This window comes from Micromonospora sp. NPDC048040, assembly GCF_055587185.1.
In genome coordinates this window covers 1-18,886 of sequence record NZ_JBVJGT010000068.1, presented here as the reverse complement: position 1 = coordinate 18,886, position 18,886 = coordinate 1, and the positions used below count along the sequence as shown (strand labels likewise).

Sequence of the window (18,886 nt, the reverse complement as noted above, 5' to 3'; positions counted from 1 at the left end):
CCCTGATCCTAGGGAACTCCCCAGTGCCCGACAAACAACCACAAGTCCATAATCGACGTTAGCCATTTATGAGGCGGAGGCATCATTGAGCACCCGGCTGTACGCCCTCCCCGTCGACCAGACGGGCTGGCACATCAAGGCAGGGAACACCACCGTATTCGACTGGGACTACGACGAGAGCCGGGACAAACTGCTCACCCTTTACGAAAAGGGCAAACAGCGGCAGTGGAACGCGGCGGAACGACTCGACTGGACCATCGAAATCGATCATGACGACCCGATGGGCATACCGGAAGAGTCGGTGGCCATCTACGGGTCGCGCACCTGGCAATCAATGAACCGCAGAGAAAAGGCCAACGTCCGGCTACACATGAACTCGTGGCAGTTCTCCCAATTTCTCCACGGTGAACAGGGTGCCCTCATCTGCTCTGCCAAGATCGTGCAGACCGTACCGGACATCGACTCCAAGTTCTACGCCGCGACCCAGGTCGTCGACGAGGCCCGCCACGTCGAGGCGTACTCCCGCTACCTGCGGGAGAAGATCGGCTTCGCCTACCCCATCAATCCGCACTTCAAGGACCTGCTCAACGACATCATCTCCGACTCCCGCTGGGACATGACCTACCTGGGCATGCAGGTCCTCATCGAGGGTCTCGCCCTGGCCGCTTTCGGGCAGATCCGCGACTACTCCAAGGAACCACTCGCCCAGGCGCTCAACGCCTACGTCATGCAAGACGAGGCGCGTCACGTGGCCTTCGGTCGGCTGGCCCTGCGCGACTACTACCCCGAGCTGACCCAGGCCGAGCGCGACGAACGTGAGGAGTTCTGCATCGAGGCCTGCCACATGCTCCAGCAACGCTTCGTCGGCGAGGAGGTCTGGACAGCGCTCGACCTGGACGCCGCCGAGTGCATGGCCTTCATGCGCGATTCCGAGCACTACCAGTACTTCCGATCCAAGCTGTTTTCCCGGATCGTGCCCACACTCAAGGACATCGGCCTGTTCGGCCCGAAACTGCAGCGGGCCTTCGCCGACATGAGAGTGCTCAGCTACCAGGACGCCAACCTCGACCGGTTGATGACCGAGGACGAGAACGTCGCCGACGAGGTCGACAGGCTGCGCCGGGAGCAGGTCGCGCGCGCGATCCGGCTCGGCTCAGAGTCGTCCTAGCGCCCCACACACCGAGCTTCCGGCCCGAGGAGATCGCCCCGTGGACACCCCAACCGCTGTACCCGCCAACTACGTCCCGCAGGCGTTGGCGCTGTTCGAGAAGTACGGTCCGGCGGAGGCGATCGTGCACCAGGGCCGCCGGCTGACCTACGCCGACCTGCGGCACGGCGTCCTGCACCTGGCCGAGGCCCTGAACGGGCAGGGAATGGTCGCGGGCCGGGCGGTGGCGGTGGTCGCCAACAACCACCCGGACGTGGTCATGTTGCACTTCGCCCTGCACCTGCTGGGCTGCCGGTCCATCTGGGTGGCCCACGCGCCGCTGGAACACCAGTTGGACTTCCTCGGCCAGGCCCGCCCGGACGCGCTGGTGTACGACCCCCGCACCCACGCCGAGGCCGGCGTCGAACTGGCCCGACGGTCGGCTGCCCCGGCCGTGTTCAGCCTCGGCCCCGCCGCCCTGGGCACCGACCTGTGGCAGGCACCCCGGCGGGCCCTGGACCCGGCCGACGCCACGGGCGAACCCGCGTCGGTGTTCCAGACCAGCGGTACGACCGGACGCCCCAAGCTGGTCCACCACCGCAACGTGCTGTTCCAGACAATCCTGGAACTCGCCACCAGGTGGGCGGGCGAGGGCCGCCCGACCCGCCACCTCTACTACGGCGTCTTCTGGCACGTCAGCTCACAACTGGGCGTCATGGGCATGCTGTTCGCCGGCGGGACGCAGGTGATGTGCGACTCCTTCGACGCCGGGCAGTTCTTCACGCTCATCGAGCAGGAGCGCATCACCAGCACGAACGCCGCCTCACCCCGCCTGTACGAGCTGCTGGACTGCCCGCTGCTCGGCCGGACTGACCTGAGCAGCCTGGAGATGATCACCTTGGGCGGCTCGACCGTCGCCCCCGCCCGGCTGACCCAGGCACTCGAACGCTTCGGGCCCATCGTGCGCGTCGCGTACGGGATGAGCGAGGCGCCCCTGATCACCGAACTCAACGGCGACGAGCACGACCCGAGCCGGCCCCACCTGCTGCGCTCCTGCGGGCGTGCCTACGGTGACGTACGCATCGCCATCCGGGACGAGGCCGGACGGGAGTTGCCGCCCGGGCAGCACGGCCAGGTGTGGATCACCGGGTCGCTGGTGATGGCCGGGTACTGGGGACAGCCTGAGCTGACCGCCGGGACACTGGTCGACGGCTGGCTGCGCACCGGGGACACCGGGCACCTCGACGAGGACGGCTACCTCTACCTGGTGGGACGCGACCAGGAGCTCATCGTCACCGGTCCCGGCGCCGTCAACGTCTACCCGGGACCGATCGAGGATGTCCTGACCGCCCACCCCGACGTCCACGACGCGGCCGTCGTCGCCGTGCCCGACGACGCCTACGGTGAGGCGGCGTACGCCTTCGTCGTGCCCGTACCGGGTGCCACCGTCACCCCTGAGCAACTCCGCGACCTGATCACCGAACGCCTCGACACCAACTGGACGCCGCGTGACGTGGAGTTCGTCGACACGTTGCCCATGATCGGCTACGGGAAGGTCGACAAACGCACACTGCGTGACCGCTATCTCGCCCGTACCGGCGCAGCAGTCGGTTCACCGGAGTGACGGTGTCCAACCGGCCCCGGGCCGCCCTCGTCGGGCTGCTCACCGCCGGAACGATCTCCGACACCGGCACCCGGGTGTCCACGGTGACGCTGCCCTGGCTGGTCCTGGTCAGCACCGGCAGCCCCACCCGGATGGGCCTGGTCGTCGCGGCCGAGATGCTGCCCTACGTGCTGACCAGCGCGCTGGGCCCGCCGCTGGTGGACCGGCTCGGTGCCCGTCGGGTCTCCATCACGGCCGACCTGGCCAGCGCCGCCGGCATGGTGCTGCTGGCCGCCACCTACCAACTCGGGTTCGCCCTGCTGCTCGGGCTAGTCGCCGTCATCGGCGTCGTCCGGGGTCTCGGCGACAACGCCAAACGGGCGATGGCGCACGCCACCATCGCCGCGGCGGGCGCTTCGATGGCGCGGGTCAGCGCCATCGACGACGGCCTGCACCGGATGAGCATCCTCGTCGGCGCACCGGTCGCCGGTGTGATCATCGCCTGGTTCGGCATCACCCAGGCCATCCTCGTCGACGCGGCAACCTTCGCCGTGGCCGCCGCCGTCGTGACGGCGCTGATCCCGGCGTCCATCGGACGGCCCATCCACGACGCCACGACGGAGCGGAAACCGTACCTGAAGGCGCTGGGCATCGGGCTGCGCCACCTGCGACAGGACCAGGTCGCCGTCGGGATCTTCGCGGTGATGTTCATCATCAACCTGTTCAACCAGGCCAGCGTCGCCGTCTACATCCCGCTCTGGGTCGACCAGGTGCTCGACAACCCGGCCGCGCTCGGCGCGGTCAGCGGTGCGCTCGCCCTCGGCGCGATCGTCGGCAACATCGGCTTCTCCATCGCCGCCACCCGGCTGCCCCGCTACGTCACCTTCACGATCGGGCTGCTCGTCGGTGGGGCCCCGCGATTCCTGGTCATGGCGTTCAGCCACGACCTGCTGGTGGTGACCGCCATCACCTTCGTCTGCGGCCTGGCGCTGTCCTCCGTCAACCCGATCATCGCCGCGACCATCCTGGAACGCACCCCGCCACCCTTGCAGGCCCGGATGTTCGGCCTGGCCACCGCGTTCTCCTGGGCCAGCATCCCGATCGGCGGCGTGCTCGGCGGCTGGGCCGCGTCCGCCCTCGGACTGACCGCCGCGATCACCCTGAGCGGACTGCTGTACCTGATGGTGGCGCTCACCCTGGTGCTACGCCCCGCCCGGTGGCGCCGCCTGGACGAACCACCGCCCACCATGGCCAACACCACCGAACCGGTCCGGACGTGAACACCACCGTGGCCACCCGATCGCTACCGTTCCCGGCGTCCGCGGCCGGGCCGCCCCGCACGGCGCGCGTCGCCCGGCCTGGCAAGCTGCCGGCAACCCCCGACAGTCCCCCTCCCCGATCCAGACGCGACCGGTCAACACTGCGGAAGGCGCCCACGACATGCACGTTCGAGACGACTACGGGCTTCCCATCGCCGAAGCAGACGCGCACGAGGCACTCGCCGCACACCGCGCCGGCGCTCTACCCCCGGTCGCCCTCATCAGGGTTCCCGAACCGCCCCGCGACACCTGGGCGGACCTCGCCCACGCCGGGTTCATCCGCAAGCCGATCTGGCTGAGCTGGCGGGCGCCCACTCCACGCTCGGTCGACGACTACGCCGCCCGGCTCGCCCGCAAGGCCCGCCAGGACCTCCGCCGAGCCATCGACCGGGCGGCCAACGCCGACGTGCACATCGAGGTGCACCAGACGCTCAGCGCCGACCAACTCGACCCGTTCCTCACCCTGTACGAGAACCGGGTCAACGGCATGACCTTCGGCCTCTCGTTGGCCGGCCCGATGCGCGCCGGCATGATCGACAATCCGACGACCTTCGGCGTGTTCGCCTACGAGAAGGGTGAACTGGTCGGCGGCTGCCTGTGCCGGGAGTTCCCGCAGGACAACTCGGTGTGGCTGCTCTTCTCCGCCGTCGAGGCCCGCTGGCGGGAACACAGCCTCGCCCGGGTCATCTACCTGCACGCCTTCGAGGAGACCCGCAGGCGCGGATTTCCCGAGGTGACCCTGGGCAACGACCCCAACCTCTACGGACACGTCGCCAAGCCCGGCCTGTTCCTGTTCAAGACCCGCCTCGGCTTCGAACCGGTACCCGCCAAGCCCATCGGTCGGGCCCCGGCGGGCGACTTCGCCGACCTGCTGCTGTCGGTCGAGGCACTGACCACACCCGTGGTCGTGCTGGGTTACGCCGACGGCGACTCCCACGCCGCCGCCAGCACTCCACGCCTGACCAGCCACGTCTTCGGCGCCGGGCCGGAGATCGACATCAACCGGTACACCACCCGTACCGTCGACACGGCCAGCCGCGTCGACCTGCCGGCGCGGGTAACCCGTGCCACCGCCTGACCACTGATCCGCAGTCCTGCTCCACCGCCGTACCCACTGGCCGCTCCGGATGTGACCCCTGGAGAGAACCAGTGCCGCACAGCCACCGATTGTGAGGGCGGAAATGGTCTGTTCGCTCGTCTGCGCCTGCTCGTCCGCCGAGGCGACGCACGCGACCCGTCGTCGGATCCTGATCTCTGTATGAACACGGACCTCAGTCAGGAAAGATCCGCACCCGCCCACCGGTCCGGGTCGGCGACGACGAGGATCTCCGTCCTCGGGCCGTTGCGCCTCGATCACCTCGATCACACCGTGCAACTCGGGCCGAAGGTCTCCGGTCTCCTCTCGGCACTGGTGCTCCACGCCGGCCGACCGGTCGACGCGGGCCAACTCGTCGACCTGCTGTGGGGAAAGTCCGCCTCCGCGGCAGCCGAGACGACTCTCCGCAGCCACGTCTCACACCTGCGCCAGAAGCTCGGACTCCCGCCCGGCCAGGGCGGTCCGGTGGCCACGGTGCGGACCGTGGGCACGCCGGCCAGCCGGGGCTACCTGCTGGAGGTGGCGCCGGGCAGCATCGACGCACAGGTCTTCGAGAGCGCGGTGGTGGAGGGCAGCCGGCTGCTGCGAACCGGCGGTACCACCGAGGCGCGGCAGGCGGCGAAGCTGCTCCGGGACGGGCTGGCTCTGTGGCGGGGCACCGCCTTCGCGGACATCGCCCACTGGTGGGGCGCCACGGCCGAGATCAACCGTCTGGACGCGCTGCGCCGTTCCGCGATGCAGATCCGCGCCGAGGCACTGGTCGAGATCGGCAGTTACCTGGAGGCCACGGGCGAACTCGCCGGCATGATCGCCGTCGACCCGTACAACGAGAAGGTGCGGCGCCTGCTGGCGCTGGCGCTCTATGCCGACCAGCGGGTGGACGAGGCGGCTGAGGTCTGTCGGGAGGGGCTGACCCTGTTGGCGTGCCGTGGCCTCGACGCACCCGACCTTCACGAACTCCAACGGAGGATCCTGCGACGTACGGTTTCCGTCGGGACGCGCCAGTCGGTGTGGACGGCCAGTTGGCGCTGTACCGCAGCCTGCTCGTCGACCGTCGGCTGCTGATCGTGTTCGACAACCCGGCTCCACGCGGTCAGCCCGCGGCGGCATCCGGGGCCCAGTACGCCCCCGGCGCCGGGGCGCCCAGAGTGTCACGCACCATGAGGACCGCCTCCAGGCGGTTACGGGCGCCGAGCTTGGCCAGGGCGTGCGAGACGTGGCTCTTGACGGTGGCGCTCGAGACCCCACAGAGTTCCGCCGCCTCGGCGGTGGTGAGTCCCTCGCCGAGGCGGCAGAGCACCTCGCGTTCCCGGGCGGTCAGCTTCTGCACCGCGTCCTGGGACGGCCGGTTCACCCCGGCCGGGTCGACGTAAAAGTTCAGCAGGGCAGCGGAGAACACCCGGTTCCTGCCGGCGACCGCCTGCACGCTGCCGGCCACACCGCTGAGATCGGTCTCCTTCACCAGGCAGCCGGCGGCGCCGGCCGCCACCGCGGCGTCGAGACTGCGCCGGGACCAGTCCAGGCACAGGAGGACGACCCTGATCCGCCGGGCGGTCAACTGTCGGATCGCACCGACCATCGGTTCCCCGTGGCTGGCTCCGAGGACGGCCACCTCGACACGTTGCAGCGGCCAGTCCGCCAGCGGTCGGCGGCTGTCCACCTCGGCCACGACGTCGAGCTGGCTGTCGCCGTTCAGCACGTCGTACAGCAGGTGACGCCAGAGCGGATCGTGGTCCGCGACCAGGACCCGGGTCCGCATCCTGGCGCGGGTCTCGCCACCGTCGGCCTTCGATCGCGACCGGAACTGGCGCGTCGCATCCTGGACCACCGTCATACCGGCACCTCCCGATGCAGCTCGGCTGCGCTCAGTCGCCGGATCCCGTCGCGGAACCGGAACTCGTAACAGATCCGACGCTGCGCCGCGGCGATGAGCGCGGCCAGGTCGGCAGGCCGGTCACAACGCCCCCAGTGCAGGTCGAGATGCCGGGTCATCACGTCGGCGTCGAGGACGTCGCCCACCCGTGCGTACGCCCGGAAGCCGTCGATGCCGTCGACCTGGCGGACGTCGGCCGCGCCGCTGATCGAGATGAGTTCGCAGGGCTCGACCGGGGCCAACGTGTGGTATTGGAAGTGGACCCTGTCCGGCTGGTCGATCGGGGGCACGGTCACCGGTTGGCCGAGTGCCAGCTGCCCGGCGAGACGGACCACGTCGAAGCCGGCGCAGTGCCGGGCCAGTGCGCCGATGTGGCCGCCCAGGCGACCGTTCACCTCGATGATCCGTGGCCCGCGCTCGGTCAACTTGATCTCGGTGTGGGTCAGACCGGGGCCCAGGTCGAACGCGGTGAGGGCACGCGTGGCGAGATCGAGGATCTCCTTCCGCTCGACGTCGGTCACCGCCGCCGGCCAGAACTGCCCTGTCTCCCGGAAGGGCGGCACCAGCGGGAGTTTCCCGGTGACGGCGAGATGCCGCAGCCCCTGCGGCCCGTGGTAGCTCTCCACCGACACGTAGTCGCCGTACGGTCCGCCCGACCGGCCCACGAGCAGCTCTTCGACCACCACTGTGGACGCGCGGCCCGCCGGCAGGAGTGGGGCGAGCACCCGGTGCGCCACCGCGTCGTCAGTGATCACGTACGTGTTCCGGCTGCCCTGGCCGTAGACGGGCTTGACCACGGCGGGCAGGCCGACGTGGTCCCGGGCGGCGGCCCACTCGTCGATCGAGGAGATCGGGCGGCTACGTACGTCGTCGACGCCGCGCACACGCAGGCGCTCACGTTGCCGCACCTTGCTGGTCAGCAGCCCGGTCGTGGCGATCGGGTGAAACGGCAGGCCGAGCGCGTCGGCCAGCCACGCGGTGACCGGCAGCATCGGCTCGGAGAAGGTCAGGACCGCCGCCGGGGTGAGCCGACGCACCGCCGCCAGATCCGCCTCGCGGTCGCCGGTCAACGGTACGACGTCACCCAGCCGGCGCAGCACCTCCCCGGTCCGGTCGGTGTATCCGCTCGGGTTGACCAGGAACGCCACCGGGCCGAGCGTCCCCAGTCCGACGGCGATCTCCGCGGCCGACGCGGCGCCACGGTCGTACACGACAACCAGCGGGCCGGCCATCAGTCGGGCATCTCCGCCGCCGCGTGCAGCGCACCACGGTACAACTCCAGGTACGTCGTCACCTGCGCCTTGTCGAACAGGTCGGGATCGTAGGCCACCGCGACGGCGGTGCCCAGGTCACGCGAGTTGATCATGAAGTCGACCATGAACGGGAAGCTGGTCTTGTCGAAGGCCCACCACGCGCCGGGCCTGATCGCGGTCAACTGCTCCAGTTGGTCGTACACGTGGAAGTGGGTGAAGTTGAACGCCGTGTCGAACGGTGGCCGGCCCAGCCGTTGCTCGATCATGGCCAGCGGGTACCGCCGGTGACGCATCCCCCGCTGCTCGGCGGCGAGGGCGCTGCGCCACAGTTCCACCTGGTCCTCGGGCACCACCGGCACCCGGATGGGAACAGTGTTGAGGAACAGTCCGACGAGGAGGTCCGCGCCAGCGATCTCCGGCCGCCCGTTTACCGTCAACCCGGTCACCACGTCCCGGTCCCGACCGGTCCACGTGCTCAGGGCCCGGACGTGACAGCCGAGAACCAGACTCTTCAGGGGGACGCCGATGGTGCCGGCCACCGCTCTGAGGCCCTCCAGCAGGGTCTCCCCGACCTCGAAGGTGAGCATCTCCCGGGGGTCGGCCGCGCCGCCGAAACGCCCACGGTCGAGCAGCAGCCCGGGCACGTCCGCCTCGGCGTGCCAGAAGTCGGCGGCCTCCCGGTTGTCGATGGACTCCCGTTCCAGCCGGAGGAACTCCCGTTGCCCGGAGGCCGGCGGCAGCGGCAGGTCCGCCGGCCGGCCGGTGAGCTTCGCGTCGTACAGCGCGAGAAGCTCGTAGCAGAGTCGCGCGTAGCTCCAGCCGTCGAGGAGGGCGTGGTGGAGTGTGAGGGTGACGTGGAAGCAGCCCTCGAGTGCCACCACGTGGCAACGGAGGACCGGCGGCCGGCCCCAGTCGATGGCCTGGGACAGCTGTGTCTCACGCCAGCGGGTGACCGGTTCGGTTGTGGTGGCGTACTCGACAGTCAACGGCGGGTCCACCGAGGACCACAGCAGTTGCGCGGGGACGCTGAAACCGCCCAGGTCGAAGGAGGAGCGCAGGGCCTGGTGTCGGCCGCACAGCTCGTCGAGCGCGGCCGTGAACAACGCCTTGTCGAACGGCCCGGTCACCTCGACACCGATGAGGTCCTGGTAGAGACGGGGGTCGCCCGACGCCTCGCTCAGGTAGATGAGCCCCACCTGAAGGACCGAGGCGGGCCAGGCGTCGCGTACCTCCGCCGGCATCAGCGCCCGGTCGTAGGGGTCCAGGAGACTGAACGGCTGGTAGTCCCCCACCCCGTCGGCACGTCCGTCACGACCGGCCACCGCCGCCACCAACTCGCTGACGGTCGGAAAGAACATCAGGTCGCGCAGCTCGACCGGAATGCCCCGCGCGTTGGCGTCCGCGACGACACGTAGGGCGATCAGCGAGTCCCCGCCGAGGGCGTAGAAGTCGTCATCCGGGCCGATCGGCTGGTCATCGAGGTGCCTCCGCCAGATCTCCACCATGGCCTGCGTCGTGTCGCTCATTCGGCGAACTCCCTCGGGGATGCCGTGCGCCGCCGGGTCAGCACGGGCAGGTGTGTGATGCCGGCGATGAAGTTCGATGCCAGGTGCTCCACCGGACCGTTGAGCTCGATCCGTTCGAACGCCCGGAACAACTCGGCGAAGAAGATGGCCAGCGTCATCCGCGCCAGCGGTGCGCCCAGGCAGTAGTGCGGGCCGAATCCGAAGGCGATGTGCCGATTGTCCGGGCGGGTGATTTCGAACCGGTAGGGATCGGTGAAGACCTCCCCGTCCCGGTTGGCCGACCCGACCCAGACCGCGACCGCCTCGCCCTGACGGACCAGGCCGCCGCTGAGTTCCACGTCCTGCCGGGCATGGCGCAGGAAGCTGTTGGCCGGCGAGGTCCACCGCAGGCCCTCCTCCACCAGGCCGGTCAGTGCCTCCGGTGCAGCGACGGCCTGCGCCGGGTGTTCGATCAGCGCGAGGACGGTGCCGGTGACGGCGTGCGGGGTGGTGGCGTTCGCGCCGAGCAGCAGGCTGTAGCAGTTGTAGATGACCTCTTCGGTGGTCAGCCGCCGACCACCGGCCAGCATGCTGGCCAGGTGCCCGATCAGGTCGTCCCGTCGCTGGCATCCGCCGTCGCGCAACTGCCTGGCGAAGTAGTCGAACAGGCTGTGGTGGGCGATGGCCAGGGTTGCGGCCGGATGACGCACACACAGCCCGGGGTCCGCTGGCGCGGCGGCCATCGCGGTCCACCGCGTCAGCTCGGCCCAGTCTGGTTCGGGAACTCCCATGAGCATCCCGGCGACCGCCATCGGCAGCTGGGCGACGCACTCGGCGAGATCCCATTCCGCACGATCGAGCACGGGCAGCAGGATCCGGCGGACCGCCCGGACGACGTCCGGTTCGAGGTCGCGCACCGCCCTGGCGGTCAGCACGCGGTTGAGCGGGGTGCGCAGCTCGGTGTGCCGGGGCGGGTCGGTCGACACCAACATCAGTCCGGCCGCCTGGTCGCCGTGGCCCAACTGTTGCAGGAGGCTGCCCTGCTCCGAGGTGAACTCGCGGTGGTCGCTGAGCACCCGGCAGGCGTCCCGGTACCTGGTGACCGACAGGAAGGTCCGGCCGTCCGGCAGTTCCTGCCGGTGCAGCGGGTGCCGGGCCCGCATCTCGGCCCACACCGGGTGCGGGTCACCCGTGGCGTAGAAGTCGGGGGCGAACAGGTCGACGTCCGCCACCGGCGTCGTCAGGGGTTGGGCGCCGCTGGAGATCCTCACCGGATCTCCTGCATCTGGTGGGCGGCCTGCACGCTTCGGGCCAGTCCGGCCGGGGTCGGGTCCAGATAGAACGACAGCGGGGACACCTCGACGCCGTGCGCCTGCCGGAGTTCCGCGAGGATCTGCACCCCGAGGAGCGAGTGGCCGCCGAGTTCGAAAAAGTCGTCGTCGGCACCGATGCCGTCGAGGTCCATGAGGTCCTCCCACAACTGCGTGATGCTCAGCCCCAGCTCCGTAGCCGGTTTCCGGTGATCGGCGCTGACCTCGGGACGGCTGTGGGACTCCCGGCCAGCCAGATCCGTCCGGTCGACCTTGCCGTTCGCGGTCAGCGGCAGCGCGTCCAGCCTGGTCACCCGAGCAGGGACGGCGTACGACGGCAGCACCTCGCTCAGCCGTCTGCGGAGCTCCAGCACGGATGCGGTCCCGGTGAAGAAGGCCGCCAGGCGCCTGCTCCCGCGCGCGTCGTCCTGCACCACGACCGCGACGTCGGTCACGCCCGGCGCCCCGACCGCCACGGCCTCCACCTCCGCCGGCTCGACCCGGAAGCCCCGGATCTTGACCTGCCGGTCCCGCCGGCCGACGAACTCGAGCTGCTCCCCGGTCCGCCGGACGAGGTCGCCGGAGCGATACATGCGCGAGCCGGGGGTGGCGGCGAAGGGGTCGGGGACGAAGCGGGTCGCGGTGAGCGCGGGGTCACCGAGGTATCCGTGGGCGATGCCCGTCCCGCCGACGTAGAGTTCGCCGACCTGACCGTCGTCCACCGGCCTGAGCCGATCGTCCAGGACGTACGCCGTGCTGCCGTGGATCGGCTGCCCGATCGGGACGGTGCTGCCGGTGACCACGGAAGTCATCCGGTGGCAGGTGCTGAAGGTGGTGTTCTCCGTCGGCCCGTACCCGTTGATCAGTACGGTGTCGGGCAGCGCCGCCACGGCGCGGTTCACGTGCGGCACGGAGAGGACGTCCCCGCCGGCCAGCAAGTGCCGCAGTCCACGCAGGTTGTCGAGGCCGGCCTCGACCGCCCGGTGGAACAGGCCGGCGGTGAGCCACAGCACCGTGACGCGCTGTGCGGCGACGTAGGCGCAGATTTCCTCCGGCGAGAGATCGCCCGGCGGCGGGATGACGAGGCAGGCCCCGTTGAGCAGCGGGCCCCACACCTCCAGCGTGGACGCGTCGAACGCCAGCGGCGCGTACTGGACGAACACGTCGTCGTCGCGGATCGGCAGGAAGCCGTTCTCCACCACCAGGCGGACGACGGCCCGATGCGGTACGCACACCCCCTTGGGCCTGCCGGTGGAGCCCGAGGTGTAGGCAAGGTAGGCGAGGTGGTCCGGGCCGGCCCGGACCACGGACGGGGCTGCCGGCCCGTCGTCCAGGGCGTCCGGCACCGTCAGGGCCCGGCAGCCGGTCGGCAGGTCCGGCAGTCCGGAGGGTGTGGTGAGGACCAGGTCGACGGCCGCGTCCCGCAGGATGGCATCGCGGCGCTCCGACGGGTAGCGGTCGTCGAGCGCGACGTACGCGGCGCCGGACCGGAGGATCGCCAGCAGGCCGACCACGGCCGCGGCGGAACGTGGCAGGTGCACTCCGACCACCGCCCCCGGGGCCGTGCCCGCCTGCTGCAACCGGTGGGCGAGCTGGTCGGCGCGCCGGTGCAGCTCGTGGTAGGTCAACTCGCCGTCCCAGGCCCGTACCGCCGTCCGGGCGGAGTGCCGTGGGGCGATCTGCCGGAACAGCTCGTCGATCATCGCGGGGCACGCTCCTGTAGTTGCGCCGACAGCAGGGCAAGCAGTGTCTCGGGTGCGTTCAGGAACTCGTAGTGGCCCCCCGCGAGGACCTCGAACCGCACGTCGTCGCTGTAGTGCTCCCAGCCCCGCAGTTCGGCCTCGGTCACCTCGGGGTCGTCGGCCCAGTGCAGCACCGAGATGTTCATCGGGACCGGCGCCGGCTCGTCGCGTCGGTAGTGGCGGTTGGCCTCCAGATCCTCACGCAGCACCGCCATGCTCAGTGCCAGCATCGCGGGATCCGGTTGCCCGCCGCGCCGCACCGCGAGGTCGGCCAGTTCGTCGAGGAGTTCCTCGTCGGTGAGGGCCAGGAACCGGTCGTGCGGACAGTGGTGCGGCGCGACCTGGGCAGAGACCACGAGGCTGGCCGGGTGCGGCAGCCGGTCGACGGGCAGGCGGCGCGCCGTCTCGTACGCCGGCAACGCGCCGGCGCAGTGACCGAAGAAGGCGAACGGTCGGTCGAGCAGCGGTAGGAGTTGTTCGGACAGTACGTCCGCCAACTGCGCGTAGCTGCGGTAATGGGGCTCACGGACACGGTTCTCCCGACCGGGTAGTTGCACGAGGCAGACCTCGATCCCGTCGATCCAGCGGGGCCACCGGTTGAACATCGACGCGCCCATGCCGGAGTACGGGAAGCAGAAGATGCGGCCGACGGACTCGTCGGACGGGTCGCGCAGCAGCCAGCGGTTGCGCTTCACGACTCGCCTCCCCTCCGGCGGCAACCGTCCGCGCGGTCGGACGACTGGGTCATCCTCGTTCTCCCCGCGTCGGGCACATCGGTGCCGAGCCGGTCCCGCACGGCATGGGTAGCTGCTGGCGGATGAGTTCGCCGAGCTCCGCTTCCCGGTCGCGGTAGTAGAAGTGGCCACCGGGCAGCAGGATGGTGGTCGCCGGCCCGAGGGTCAGGTCCTCCCAGCCACGCAGGTGCTCGGGAGTGATGTCGGGGTCGGCGTCGCCTCCGACGATCAACATCGGGCAGGGCAGGGGCTGGGGCGACGCGACGTGCCGCGCGGCCAGCAGCGTGTCGGAGCGGATCGCCTGGATCGCGAGGCGCCGCATCTCCGGGTCGTCGAGGATCTCCTCGGTGACGGCGTTCTCCTCCCGGAGGACGGCGACCCACTGTTCGACACCGCGTGATTGGATCTCGTCGGCGCACAGTGTCTTGAACGCCGTCGGCTGGGCCGACGAGATCACCACGAGTTCGACGTGGCGGCCGGAGCGGGTGAGCCGGTGTGCCAGCTCGAAGCAGAGCAGCCCGCCCAGGCTGTGCCCGAGGAGCACCAGGTTGCCGACAGCGTGCTGGTCGATGTCCTGTGCCAACTGGTCGGCGAGATCGTGCAGGCTGGCCGCGGGCGGCTCACCGATACGTGGTCCCCGTCCCGAGTACTGGAGGACGAGCGTCTCGTCGGCGGTGGGTGCCACGTGCCGCAGCAACTCGTGTACGGAGTAGGCGCTGCCGCCGCCGTACGGCGCCACCACCACGGTACGGGCGGCAGGGCGGCTGGGCTCGCCGGCAACGCCGCGGTACCGCCACAGCCCACGCGTTATTGGCTCCAGCGCCATGCGGCACACTCTCTTTCGTCAATGGATCTCGGCCCAGTGAAGCACTCGGCTGTGGAAACACCGTGGAATCGGCGTGGAAGGCGGGAGCCGGTCGCCGGTCGCCGGTCGGGGCGGCCGGCCACGCACGGTGCCGGACCTCCACCGATGGTGGAGGCTGGACGCACGTCCTCCACCATCGGTTGAAGACAGGCCGATGCATCAACGACATGATCTGAGAATTCGCCGGGCCTCTGTTCTCTGGTGCGCGCCTGGACCGTGCCGTATCGGCACTACCGAGCAGGCACCCCCGAACTGGCCGGGCTCACCGTCAGCGCCGTGCTTGCGTCACCGCGAGTGAAGGATGAGCATGACCCCAACCGAATCGCGCCGTGGTGTCGGCGGCTGGGCCGAGACCCTGCTGGCCGGCTTCACCCACTCCGTGCGTCGTCATCCCGACCGGACAGCCGTCATCGCGGACGGGCGAGTGCTCACCTACGCCGAGCTGGACCAGGCCGCCGAGGCGGTGGCCGCGCAGCTTCAGGACCGGGCCGTCGACCCTGGCGCCCACGTCGGCATCTTCCTGCCCCGGACCGCCGACCTGGTCCTGGCGGCGATCGCGGTGATCAAGGCGGGCTGCTCGTACGTTCCGCTCGATCCGGCGAACCCCCGGGCCCGGCTGGAACGCATCCTCGCCGTGGCCGAACCTGCCCTGGTCATCACGACGAGCGACCTGGCAGGCAACCTGCCACCGGACACCGCGGTGATCCGGCTGGACCACGATCGGCCAGGGGACCTGCGCTACTCACCGCCGTCGGTGGACTCCTCCGCCTGCGCGTACATGATCTTCACTTCGGGCACGACCGGCCAGCCCAAGGGCGTACGGATATCCCACGGCAACGTCCTGCACCTGTTCGACTCGACGGACTCCCTCTTCGCGTTCGACGCTCACGACGTGTGGTCGATGTTCCACTCCTTCGCGTTCGACGTCGCTGTCTGGGAGATGTGGGGGGCGCTGCTCTACGGCGGTTCCGTGGTCGTCGTACCGGAGCCCGCCGTCCAGGATCCGGCCTTGTTCCGACGGCTGCTGCGGGACCGGGGAGTGACGGTGCTCAGCCAGACGCCGACCGCCTTCAACCAGTTGATCGCCGAGGAGCAACGGCACGACGACAGGTTGTCGGTGCGTCGGGTCGTGTTCGGCGGCGAGGCGCTGCGCTTCGCCAGCCTTGCGCCGTGGGTCGCCAAGTACGGCGACGAGGCGGTCGAGCTGATCAACATGTACGGCATCACCGAGACGACCGTCCACGCCTCCTACCGCCGGGTCCGCGAGGCCGACCTGCTCCAGGGGGCGAGCCTCATCGGGGTACCGCTGCCGAACTCCTCGTTCCTGCTGGCCGACGACCAGCTCCGGCCGGTGCCACCAGGCGACGCGGGCGAGATCGTCGTCATCGGTCCGGGTGTCGGGCTCGGATACCACGCGCAGCCCGAGCTGACCCGGCAACGGTTCGTCGAGCTGACCGACGCCGACGGGCGGACAATCCGCGGCTACCGTTCAGGTGACCTCGCACGGCTCCGACCGGACGGCGACATCGAGTACCTGGGCCGGGCCGACGACCAGGTCAAGATCCGCGGGTTCCGGATCGAGCTCGGCGAGGTCGAGGCGGCGCTGGTCCGACAACCGGCGGTACGCGCCGGCGCGGTGGCCGTCCGTACCCTGCCGACCGGGGACGAGGGCCTTGTCGGATACGTCGTGCCCCACGACGGGACCGCGCCGGACCAGCGCCGGCTCCGCGACGATCTCTCGCTGGTCCTGCCCGGCTACATGGTGCCGGCGGCATTCGTGCTGCTGGACGCGCTGCCCCACACCGTCAACGGAAAGCTCGACCGGTCGGCCCTGCCGGAGCCGACCCTCGCCGCCACCACCGGTCGCGCGCCACGGTCGCTGGTGGAGGAACTGCTCTGCCAGCTCTTCGCCCAGGCGCTCGGCCATCCCGTGGTGGACCCGGACGACAACTTCTTCGTACTGGGGGGACACTCGCTCACCGCTGTCCGCCTGGTCACGCGGATCAGAGCGGTCCTCGGGCTGGAGGTGAGCATCCAGGAGCTGTTCGAGTCGCCCACCGTCGCCGCGGTCACCGCGAAGATCACCGCCGCGACCGGTCGTCCGCCACTGACCCGACGTACCGACGGTGACGTGGTGCCCCTGTCGCACGCGCAGCGACATCTCTGGTTCCGGCATCAGGCGCCCGGCACCTCCCCAGCCGACCAAGGGGCGTACCTTCTCCACCTGAGCGGTCGGGTCGACGTGGCGGCGCTCGACGCCGCGCTCACCGATGTCGTACGCCGGCACGCCGTGCTCCGCACCCTGTTCCCGCAGCACCAGGGGGCACCTGTCGCGCGGATCGTCGACGCCACCTCGGTCCAGCCGCCCCTGGTCGTCGAACACGTGAGCGCGGAGAAGCTGGCCGACTCCGTCACGGCCGTCGCCCTGGAGCCCTTCGACCTCCAGCGGGAGCCCGCCATACGGGCCAGGCTGTTCCTCGTGGACGAGGACCGCTCGGCGCTCGTGCTCGTCCTGCACCACATCGCCGCCGACGAGTGGTCATGGCATCCACTGCTGCGCGACCTGACCGAGGCGTACGGTGCCCGGCTCGCCGGCCTTGCGCCGCGCTGGCAGCCGTTGCCCGTGGAGTACGCCGACCACGTCCTGTGGCAGCGGGATCTGCTGGGCGACGTCGACGACCCGGACAGCGTCACGGCGCGGCAGTTGACCTTCTGGAAGGGATACCTGGACGGCATACCGCACGCACTCGTGCTGCCGTTCGACCGGGCCCGGCCGGCCGACTCGCGGTCACACGTCGGCCTGGTCCCGGTCGACATCGACGCCGACCTGCATGTCCGGCTCGCCGGACTGGCCGGGGCCAGCGGCACGACCGTCAGCATGGTGCTCAAGGCGGCGGTGGCCGCACTGCTGACCCGGTTCGGGGCGGGCACCGATCTGCCGTTCGCGGTCACGGGGTCCGGTCGGGCCGAGGCCGCCCTGGAACGGCTCGTCGGACGCTTCGCCAACACGCTGGTCACTCGGGTCGACACCGCCGGGGACCCGACCTTCGCGGAACTGCTGGTCCGGGTACGGACCACGGACCTGGCCGCGTACCAGCACCAGGATCTGCCCTTCGAACGGCTGGTCGAGCAGCTCGACCCGGTGCACCCGGCCGGCCGGCACCCGCTGGCCCAGGTCAGGACGGGGACCCAACCCGCGATCTCATCCGGCGTCGCCCTAGCCGGGCTCGGCGTGGAGGCGGAACCGGTCGGCAACCACACCGCGGCGTTCGATCTGTCGTACCGGTTCGCGGAACGGCGCGACGCGGACGGCCGGCCGCAGGGGGTGCTCGGCTCCGTGGAGTACCGCGTCGACCTGTTCCACCGGGAAACCGTCGAACGCCTCGCGGGCGGCCTGGAACGCCTACTGGAACAGGTGACCTCCCACCCCGCCGCCCGGCTGAGCCAGCTCGACGTGCCCGACGCCTGAGGTGGGCCTGGTCGGGCACCCGATCGACAACACGTTGCTCTTCGGTCGGGTCATCGATCCGACCGCCGACGATCCGGACACCATCGCCATCCGCGAGGTGCACGAACTCATCCACACCGACGACCTGGTGGAGGCGTGTGTCCTGCCCCTGGCTCGACCTCAGTTGCTGCCCTCGATGATCTCCATCAGCTTGGCGCCGCGGTACGCCCGTGCGACGGGGGTGGCTGTCCCGCGCGCCCGCGGAGGCGAGCACCTGGACTGCGGTCGCGGCGCTCGCCGCGGCGTGCCGGGAGCTCAGGTACTTCGCCAGCACCGTCGCCGACACCATCTCAGGCGGCCGGCTGTCCCAGCAGTGGCTGGCGTGCGCGCACGTCCTCGTCGCGGTCTGCTCCGCGGCCAGCAGCTGCGCCACGTGTCGGGCGACGAGCTGGTGCTCGGCCAGGGGTTTGCCGCCGCTCATGACCGCTGCGCGCCACGGTTACCGGCCCGTGGATGGCCCGGCGCGCTACCTTCTTCAGCTGCGCTGATGGCGCAGTCCGTAGAACCGGAGAGCCGATTCACGCTGCTGCTCGACCGTGCCGATCTCCTTGGCGTCGGCCGGAGCGAACAGATCGACCTCCTCCAGCGCACCACAGGTCGGCTCCGACGCCAGGACGTACCCGAAGCGGCCGTTGGTGAATTGCCTCAGCAGGCCCGAAGGCCAGACAATCCAGCGCCGAGTGAAACGGCGCACAATTTCACCACACCAGGCTTTCCACGGGTCATGCCGTTAGGCACGCGGCTCACGACGTGCCGGCCAGGGAGTCGGGATCTAATTGCATATGTACGGTTTCTTGCTCGCAGAAACACGTGGTGGGGGGGGGGGGGGGGGGGGGGAACAAAGGGCGGTTTCCCACCCCGATCCCCACCCCCTCTCCCAAAAAAAAAACAAAAAAAACCCTCCACCAGAAGAACTTCTCCCCCCAGCCGC

Annotated in this window: 14 protein-coding genes and 1 pseudogene; 6 read left to right on the top strand and 9 right to left on the bottom strand. The window is 70.1% G+C overall.

Annotated features, from left to right (window positions below; genetic code table 11):
• Positions 1 to 85 precede the first annotated feature (85 nt).
• The 5 genes from ACZ6O2_RS32660 to ACZ6O2_RS32640 all read left to right on the top strand — a co-directional run bounded on the left by ACZ6O2_RS32660 (position 86) and on the right by ACZ6O2_RS32640 (position 6,230).
• A complete protein-coding gene (locus ACZ6O2_RS32660) occupies positions 86 to 1,168 on the top strand; it encodes a ferritin-like domain-containing protein (RefSeq protein ID WP_466025649.1) in 1,083 nt (360 codons plus the stop codon).
• Positions 1,169 to 1,208: 40 nt separating this feature from the next.
• On the top strand, positions 1,209 to 2,771 hold the full coding sequence (locus tag ACZ6O2_RS32655) for an AMP-binding protein (RefSeq protein ID WP_466025648.1): 1,563 nt from the start codon (positions 1,209 to 1,211) through the stop codon (positions 2,769 to 2,771).
• Between the two features lie 2 nt (positions 2,772 to 2,773).
• Positions 2,774 to 4,030 carry an MFS transporter gene (locus tag ACZ6O2_RS32650; protein WP_466025647.1) on the top strand — a complete coding sequence of 419 codons (1,257 nt, stop codon included), beginning with the start codon at positions 2,774 to 2,776 and terminating at the stop codon, positions 4,028 to 4,030.
• 160 nt (positions 4,031 to 4,190) lie between these two features.
• The gene (locus ACZ6O2_RS32645) at positions 4,191 to 5,147 is read left to right on the top strand and encodes a GNAT family N-acetyltransferase (protein ID WP_350711930.1); all 957 of its coding nucleotides are present in this window, start codon (positions 4,191 to 4,193) and stop codon (positions 5,145 to 5,147) included.
• A gap of 180 nt (positions 5,148 to 5,327) precedes the next feature.
• The gene (locus tag ACZ6O2_RS32640) at positions 5,328 to 6,230 is read left to right on the top strand and encodes an AfsR/SARP family transcriptional regulator (RefSeq protein ID WP_466025646.1); all 903 of its coding nucleotides are present in this window, start codon (positions 5,328 to 5,330) and stop codon (positions 6,228 to 6,230) included.
• A 28-nt stretch (positions 6,231 to 6,258) separates the two neighbouring features.
• On the opposite strand, the gene ACZ6O2_RS32635 is transcribed toward ACZ6O2_RS32640, so the two are convergent.
• Genes ACZ6O2_RS32635 through ACZ6O2_RS32605 form a run of 7 tightly spaced genes read right to left on the bottom strand, consistent with a single transcriptional unit; the run spans position 6,259 to position 14,408 of the window.
• Positions 6,259 to 6,999, bottom strand: a complete 741-nt coding sequence (locus tag ACZ6O2_RS32635; protein ID WP_350711928.1) for a helix-turn-helix transcriptional regulator — start codon at positions 6,997 to 6,999, stop codon at positions 6,259 to 6,261.
• Entirely contained in the window at positions 6,996 to 8,270 is a 1,275-nt protein-coding gene (locus ACZ6O2_RS32630) for an ATP-grasp domain-containing protein (protein WP_466025645.1), read from the bottom strand. Before ACZ6O2_RS32630 ends, ACZ6O2_RS32635 begins: the two co-directional genes overlap by 4 nt.
• Positions 8,270 to 9,817 (bottom strand): condensation domain-containing protein, encoded by a 1,548-nt coding sequence (locus tag ACZ6O2_RS32625; RefSeq protein ID WP_466025644.1) that lies wholly within the window; start codon positions 9,815 to 9,817, stop codon positions 8,270 to 8,272. Before ACZ6O2_RS32625 ends, ACZ6O2_RS32630 begins: the two co-directional genes overlap by 1 nt.
• On the bottom strand, positions 9,814 to 11,067 hold the full coding sequence (locus ACZ6O2_RS32620) for a cytochrome P450 (RefSeq protein ID WP_350711925.1): 1,254 nt from the start codon (positions 11,065 to 11,067) through the stop codon (positions 9,814 to 9,816). Before ACZ6O2_RS32620 ends, ACZ6O2_RS32625 begins: the two co-directional genes overlap by 4 nt.
• A complete protein-coding gene (locus ACZ6O2_RS32615) occupies positions 11,064 to 12,809 on the bottom strand; it encodes a non-ribosomal peptide synthetase (protein ID WP_466025643.1) in 1,746 nt (581 codons plus the stop codon). The genes ACZ6O2_RS32620 and ACZ6O2_RS32615 overlap by 4 nt, the downstream gene beginning before the upstream one ends.
• A complete protein-coding gene (locus tag ACZ6O2_RS32610; protein ID WP_466025642.1) occupies positions 12,806 to 13,543 on the bottom strand; it encodes a thioesterase II family protein in 738 nt (245 codons plus the stop codon). The genes ACZ6O2_RS32615 and ACZ6O2_RS32610 overlap by 4 nt, the downstream gene beginning before the upstream one ends.
• A 49-nt stretch (positions 13,544 to 13,592) precedes the next feature.
• The gene (locus ACZ6O2_RS32605) at positions 13,593 to 14,408 is read right to left on the bottom strand and encodes a thioesterase II family protein (protein WP_466025641.1); all 816 of its coding nucleotides are present in this window, start codon (positions 14,406 to 14,408) and stop codon (positions 13,593 to 13,595) included.
• A gap of 346 nt (positions 14,409 to 14,754) precedes the next feature.
• On the opposite strand from ACZ6O2_RS32605, the gene ACZ6O2_RS32600 reads away from it, so the two are divergent.
• A complete protein-coding gene (locus ACZ6O2_RS32600; protein ID WP_466025640.1) occupies positions 14,755 to 17,916 on the top strand; it encodes an amino acid adenylation domain-containing protein in 3,162 nt (1,053 codons plus the stop codon).
• A 277-nt stretch (positions 17,917 to 18,193) separates the two neighbouring features.
• On the opposite strand, the pseudogene ACZ6O2_RS32595 reads toward ACZ6O2_RS32600, so the two are convergent.
• Both ACZ6O2_RS32595 and ACZ6O2_RS32590 read right to left on the bottom strand, forming a co-directional pair.
• Positions 18,194 to 18,376 (bottom strand): annotated as a pseudogene (locus ACZ6O2_RS32595) (acyl-CoA dehydrogenase family protein); the annotation flags it as partial.
• A gap of 54 nt (positions 18,377 to 18,430) precedes the next feature.
• The gene (locus tag ACZ6O2_RS32590; RefSeq protein WP_466025639.1) at positions 18,431 to 18,649 is read right to left on the bottom strand and encodes a hypothetical protein; all 219 of its coding nucleotides are present in this window, start codon (positions 18,647 to 18,649) and stop codon (positions 18,431 to 18,433) included.
• Positions 18,650 to 18,886: the final 237 nt, after the last annotated feature.

What these genes read in the sequence shown, in the direction of transcription:
- ACZ6O2_RS32645 (WP_350711930.1), top strand. Translation starts at nt 4,191, where the DNA reads ATGCACGTTCGAGACGACTACGGGCTTCCCATCGCCGAAGCAGACGCG.
- ACZ6O2_RS32640 (WP_466025646.1), top strand. Translation starts at nt 5,328, where the DNA reads ATGAACACGGACCTCAGTCAGGAAAGATCCGCACCCGCCCACCGGTCC.
- ACZ6O2_RS32635 (WP_350711928.1), bottom strand. Translation starts at nt 6,999, where the DNA reads ATGACGGTGGTCCAGGATGCGACGCGCCAGTTCCGGTCGCGATCGAAG.
- ACZ6O2_RS32630 (WP_466025645.1), bottom strand. Translation starts at nt 8,270, where the DNA reads ATGGCCGGCCCGCTGGTTGTCGTGTACGACCGTGGCGCCGCGTCGGCC.
- ACZ6O2_RS32625 (WP_466025644.1), bottom strand. Translation starts at nt 9,817, where the DNA reads ATGAGCGACACGACGCAGGCCATGGTGGAGATCTGGCGGAGGCACCTC.
- ACZ6O2_RS32615 (WP_466025643.1), bottom strand. Translation starts at nt 12,809, where the DNA reads ATGATCGACGAGCTGTTCCGGCAGATCGCCCCACGGCACTCCGCCCGG.
- ACZ6O2_RS32605 (WP_466025641.1), bottom strand. Translation starts at nt 14,408, where the DNA reads ATGGCGCTGGAGCCAATAACGCGTGGGCTGTGGCGGTACCGCGGCGTT.
- ACZ6O2_RS32600 (WP_466025640.1), top strand. Translation starts at nt 14,755, where the DNA reads ATGACCCCAACCGAATCGCGCCGTGGTGTCGGCGGCTGGGCCGAGACC.